This is a genomic window from Thermus sp., from assembly GCF_040290245.1.
Classification (GTDB): Bacteria; Deinococcota; Deinococci; order Deinococcales; family Thermaceae; genus Thermus_A.
Genome location: NZ_PSMQ01000087.1, coordinates 1 through 5,148, shown reverse-complemented (window position 1 = coordinate 5,148; position 5,148 = coordinate 1). Strand labels below are relative to the sequence as shown.

At 64.0% G+C, this 5,148-nt stretch carries 7 protein-coding genes and 1 pseudogene; 5 read left to right on the top strand and 3 right to left on the bottom strand.

Annotated elements, in window-relative coordinates:
• Positions 1-564 (bottom strand): phenylacetate--CoA ligase family protein (locus tag C4301_RS09245; protein ID WP_503012422.1); only part of this gene is annotated, 564 nt, incomplete at its 3' end.
• A gap of 105 nt (positions 565-669) precedes the next feature.
• Here C4301_RS09245 and C4301_RS09240 point away from each other — a divergent pair.
• Genes C4301_RS09240 through C4301_RS09220 form a run of 5 tightly spaced genes read left to right on the top strand, consistent with a single transcriptional unit; the run spans position 670 to position 4,242 of the window.
• Complete coding sequence (locus tag C4301_RS09240; protein WP_352414792.1) at positions 670-1,203, top strand: MerR family transcriptional regulator; 534 nt, start codon at positions 670-672, stop codon at positions 1,201-1,203.
• Complete coding sequence (locus C4301_RS09235) at positions 1,097-2,257, top strand: acyl-CoA dehydrogenase family protein (protein WP_352414791.1); 1,161 nt, start codon at positions 1,097-1,099, stop codon at positions 2,255-2,257. The genes C4301_RS09240 and C4301_RS09235 overlap by 107 nt, the downstream gene beginning before the upstream one ends.
• Positions 2,254-3,231, top strand: coding sequence for a phosphotransferase family protein (locus C4301_RS09230; RefSeq protein WP_352414790.1), 978 nt, complete (start codon positions 2,254-2,256; stop codon positions 3,229-3,231). Before C4301_RS09235 ends, C4301_RS09230 begins: the two co-directional genes overlap by 4 nt.
• On the top strand, positions 3,224-3,574 hold the full coding sequence (locus tag C4301_RS09225; protein WP_352414789.1) for a DUF6285 domain-containing protein: 351 nt from the start codon (positions 3,224-3,226) through the stop codon (positions 3,572-3,574). Before C4301_RS09230 ends, C4301_RS09225 begins: the two co-directional genes overlap by 8 nt.
• Positions 3,571-4,242, top strand: coding sequence for a histidine phosphatase family protein (locus tag C4301_RS09220; RefSeq protein ID WP_352414788.1), 672 nt, complete (start codon positions 3,571-3,573; stop codon positions 4,240-4,242). The genes C4301_RS09225 and C4301_RS09220 overlap by 4 nt, the downstream gene beginning before the upstream one ends.
• 64 nt (positions 4,243-4,306) lie before the next feature.
• Here the strand turns inward: C4301_RS09220 and C4301_RS09215 are convergent.
• Together C4301_RS09215 and C4301_RS09210 are read right to left on the bottom strand one after the other, a co-directional pair.
• Positions 4,307-4,471: pseudogene (locus tag C4301_RS09215) on the bottom strand (IS630-like element ISTth6 family transposase); the annotation flags it as partial.
• A 187-nt stretch (positions 4,472-4,658) separates the two neighbouring features.
• Entirely contained in the window at positions 4,659-5,102 is a 444-nt protein-coding gene (locus C4301_RS09210) for a c-type cytochrome (protein ID WP_352414787.1), read from the bottom strand.
• Positions 5,103-5,148 lie beyond the last annotated feature (46 nt).

The following is a 5,148-nucleotide window of genomic DNA, read 5'->3' as shown; positions in this document are numbered from 1 at the left end:
AAAGGAGGGGGTAGCCGTCAAGGCTTTGGGTTTAAATCTGGTCATTGCCTCGAGATGGCGCTCGGTCTGCCCCGCCCCCACCGGGAGGATGAAAAGCCCCAGCCTGGCCGCCGCATAATGCACCGCCATACCCGCCACCCACAGTCCATAGCTGAAGCCGTTGAGGAGGGTGTCTCCCGGGCGAAGGCCGTAGGCAAAAAGAGTCCTGGCGGTCACTTGAGCGATGCCCTCTACATCGCGATCGCTCCAGACTGTGCCCACCGGTAGGCCCGTGGTGCCACTGCTTGGATGGTACTCCCTCCACCGGTCCCGGGGGGAAAGGGTATAGCGACCCAAGGGAGGATGGTGCCTCTGCTCTTCCCGGAGGTCCGCCTTGGTGATCAGAGGAAGGCGGGCCAGGTCGTCCAGGTGGCGAACCTCGGGTTTCACTCCCCCCCACTTTTCCCGGAAAAAGGGACTCCATTGATAGAGCCTTTCCAGCTGGAACCGCAACCGCTCTAGCTGCAATGTTTCCAACTGTCTCCGGGGCAGGGTCTCCAGTTCCGCCTCCCAGTAGGCCGCCATTCCTTCCTCCCGGCGCTTTGCTAAGCACTATAGCGCCTTTGACATCAAATGTCAAGATTGAACATGTTTGTCCTCAATCGACAGGACTTGTGATACTATGGAACCGTGGCCCCTACTCTGCCCTCCTTCTACACCCTGAGCGATATCGCCCGGTTGAGCGGGGTTTCCCGCCGGATCGTTCAGCACTACGCCAACCTGGGGCTTCTGGAGCCTGGAGCCCTTACCCACGGAGGCCGAAAGTTTTACACGGAGTTTGCACTTTACCTTGTTCAGGACATTCAGGACCTAAATCAGCTCGGGTTTTCACTGGAAGAGATTCGTAAGATCATGATTCTTAAAAGGGCCGTTTTCTACCCCGATGGGACCTACCGCCAGGACTGGCGGCGGGAAGACATCCCCCTCTCCGACGGGGAGCTCCTCGCCATGTGGGCCAAAACGGGAGAGGTGCTGGCCAGCATAGAGCGCCAAGAGCGGATGATCCGCCGCTTCCACCGCTTTTTGACCAAGCACTTCGTCCCCAAGGAGGTATCGGATGGACTTCGGTCTGGACCGGGAGACGGAGGGGTTGCGGGAACGGGTGAGGGCCTTTTTGGAGGAAGCGGTCATTCCGAAGGAGAAGGAGGCGGCAACCCGGATTGACCAGCTGGAGGCCATTGCTCGAGCGCTCCAGGAGGAGGCCAAGGCACGTCGGCTCTTTTTGCCCCAGATGCCCCGGGAACTGGGAGGGCTTGGGCTCAGCTGGGTCCAGCTGGCCGTAGTCCTAGAAGAGGCCGGGAGGAGTCTCCTCGGGCCCCGGGCCCTTAACGCCGCCGCTCCGGATGAAGGGAATATGCATCTCCTGGACAAGGTGGCCAGCCCGGAACAGCGAACGCGGTACCTCTATCCCCTTGCCGCCGGAGAGGTGCGAAGCGGCTTCGCCATGACCGAACCCATGGGTGCCGGGGCCGATCCAACCCTCCTGAAGACGAGGGCCAAGCGCAAGGGGCGGGGCTTTGTTTTGGAGGGGCGCAAGTGGTTCACCACGGGGGCTGACGGGGCTGCCTTCTTCATCGTCCTGGCCCGGGCGGAGGAGGGACCCACCCTCTTCCTAGTGGATCGGGATGCCCCAGGCCTCAAACTCCTGCGCTCCATTCCCACCATGGACCACTGGACGGTGGGGGGTCACGGTGAACTCCTCCTGGAAGGGTGCGAGGTGGAGGAGAAGGCGGTCTTAGGGGAGGTGGGAAAAGGGTTTGAGTATGCGGAACTTCGCCTGGACCCGGCCCGGCTTACGCACTGCATGCGCTGGCTGGGGGTTGCGGTCAGAGCCACGGAGCTCGCCCAGGAGTATGCCCTCGTGAGGGAGTCCTTTGGGAAGCGTCTGGCAGAGCACCAGGGGGTCCAGTTCATGATCGCCGACACCCACATGGAGATTCACGCGGCCCGGCTCATGGTCTGGCACGCTGCATGGAAACTGGACCGAGGAGAAAGGATCCGTCACGAGGCCTCCATGGCCAAGGTCTTTGTCTCTGAGGCCGTGAACCGGGCGGTGGATCGGGCGGTGCAGATTACGGGAGGGCTCGGGATCAGCGAGGACATCCCCCTCTCCATCTTTTACCGCGAAGTACGCCCCTTCCGCATTTACGATGGGCCCAGCGAGGTGCACCGAGCCTCGGTGGGCAAGCGGGCCCTATACAGGCGTCTAAGGCCATGAAAGAACTCCTGGAAAGCGTCTTGCGGGAGATCCTTGGGCCGGGGGAGCTTCTTTCGTTGCAGCGCCTTCCGGGGGGGGCCTCCAAGGAGGCCTGGGCCCTGGACTACCGTCTGGGGGAAAAGGTCCTTCCCCTTTTCCTTCGGCGGGCGGGGGGCGGGGTGATCTACCACGGCACCCTGCCCATGGGGCTCGAGTTCCGCCTTTTGCAGCTTGTCCACGCCCATGGGGTTAGGGTGGCCAAACCCCTTTACTACTTTCCCGACCTCGCCGGCAGGGAGGCCTTTCTTATGGAGCGCCTTCCCGGAGAGTCCATCGGCCGCAAGGTGGTCTCTCGCCCCGACCTGGCCCGGGCTCGAGGCTGCCTTCCTCAGGCCATGGCGGAAGAGCTGGCCAAGATCCATCGTATCCCTTTGGAGGAGGCCGCCTTTCTCCCTGGGGTCAAGGAGCCCGTATGGGCCTCGATTTTGGAAGAACTTTATTCGGATCTGGATGCGTTGGGGGAGCCCCATCCCGCCTTGGAGTGGGGCCTGCGCTGGCTTAAGGACCACCCGCCTCCTGAGCGGCCCAGGGTATTGGTCCACGGGGACTTCCGCATCGGGAACTTCTTGGTGGACAAAGAAGGCCTGGTGGCCGTCTTGGACTGGGAGTTCGCCCACCTGGGCGACCCCAGGGAGGACCTGGCCTGGCCCTTGGTACGGGCCTGGAGGTTCGGAGAAGATTCCAAGCGCTTAGGGGGGATCGGTGAGGTGGGCCCCTTTTTGGAGTGCTACAATGCCCTTTCGGGCCAGGACATCACCGAGGGGGAGCTTTTCTGGTGGGAGGTTTTAGGGAACGTGCGCTGGGGCCTCGGGGCCCTGAATCAGGCCCGCAGGCATCTGAGAGGAGAGGACCGAAGCGTGGAGTTGGCAGTCCTGGGCAGGATGGCCGCGGAAATGGAGTACGAACTCCTCCACCTGCTGGAGCAGCATGGATAGGCCCTGCGCCGACGAACTCTTGGAAGCCTTGGGCGAGTTCTTGGAGCAAGAACTCCTACCCAGCTTGAGTGACCCCAGGTTGCGCTTTCAGACCCTGGTGGCCCTCAACGCCCTGGCCATCGCCAGGAGGGAGGTCGCCTGGGGGGCGGCCCTGGAAGAAGAGGACCGGCAGGACCTGGCCCTTCTGCTGGGGGTGGAGGCTCCCCTTCACGACCTTATGGGCCTTTTGGCGCAAAGGATCCGCAACGGGGAGGCCCCGGAGGGAACCTTCGCTTTCCTTAAAGCCCACATTGCGAGAAAACTCAAGGTGGCCAGTCCCAGGTACCTGGAGCGTTACCGATGAGAAGACGGCTCTTGCTCTTAAGGCATGGGGAGGTGGACTACTTCCCTCATGGGAAACCCGTCCCCCCTGAGGGGGTGGGCCTCACGGAAAGAGGCAGGGTCCAGGCGGAAGCGGTAAGAACCCTGCTGGCTTCCGTCCCGTTGGATCTCGCCGTTCACACGGGTCTTCCCCGCACCCAGGAAACCCTCGCCCTTGTCCTAAAGGGCAGGAACACCCCCGTAGAGATCTGGCCCGAGTTCCAGGAGATCCGCCCCGGAGCCCTAAAAGCTCTTCCCAACCCGGAAAGGGCCTTCCGGGAGGCCTTTTACCCCCGAGACCTCCAAGAGCGCTTTCTGGGAGGCGAGCGCTACGCCGACTTCCTGGACCGGCTGCTCCCCGCTTACGAGCGCCTCTTACAGAAGCCTTGGGAGACCCTCCTTCTCGTGGCCCATGGGGGGGTGATCCGTGCCCTCCTCTCATACGCCTTGACAGGCCAGAGGGGATTCCTCCCCCTGGAGGTCCACCCCTGCGGCCTTTCCGTCTTGGACCTTGGGGAGCCCAACCTGCTTAGGGTTCATAACCTCACCCCCTATGATCCCCTTCCCCACCGCCGCATCTCCACAATGGAGGAACTTTGGGAAGCGTACCGGACTGGGCGTGCGCATACCACCCCCCCCGGGCCAGAATGAGGGTCGGGTTTTCTCGCAACGGGGATCCTGCGCCCAGGTTTGATTCTGGGCTCCTGCGCGTGTAAGTACCCTCCCCCAGGATCTTCAACTCCACACCCCCTAGGGCCCTGAGGACATGGATCGCCGCTTGCTCGAGCTCCTGAAGGCTTTCGTAGGGCCGTCGGGGCATTCGACGAAACTCCTTCACCCGCTGCCAGACGTTTCCCATGGGGTTCAAATGGGGACCGTACCCCACCCAACCCCCCTTTTGCAGGGTGTGCAGCAGATGCTCGCGCAGGGGCGGCGCACGGGCGAGGCGGCGTTCGAGCAACGCGGGAACTGATCGCGTCTCCCACGAACACCCGCCGGGATCGGCGGGTGTCTTGCCCACCTAGCGCCCGTGCAGGGTATTCGCGGGAAGCGCCCTGAGGCCCTGCTCAGCCGGGATTGCCCAGGATCCAGATCTGCGGCAAGAACCCGGGCTCGAGGTCCCTGGTGCCCGCCGGGTAGCCGTTGGATTGGAGGATGAAGGCCAGCAGGTCGAGCACCTCGGCCTCCTTGAGGGTGCCGGCCCGCCCCTGCGGCATGCGGGCGGCGACGTAGCGGGCGAGCTCCTCGGCGGTGCAGCCGCCCCAGCGGGCTAGGAAGCGGGGGCCGGCCAGGGGGGGGGCGTAGCGGCCCTCGAGCCGGGGGCCGTGGCAGGCGGCGCACTGCCGGAGGCTGAGGGCGCGGCCGCGTTCGGCCTGGGCGGCGCTGTACCAGGCCGGGAACACCCCGAAGTGCGCGTGCCCGCCGAAGTGCGCGTGCCCGCCGTGGGCGAGGGCCAGGGAGAGGCCCAGCAGGCTCAGGAGGAGGGTCCACGTCAGGGCGGTGCGTTTCACGGGCTCACCTCACTCGCCCGCCTGGAAGTTGCTGTAGGCCAGGGGG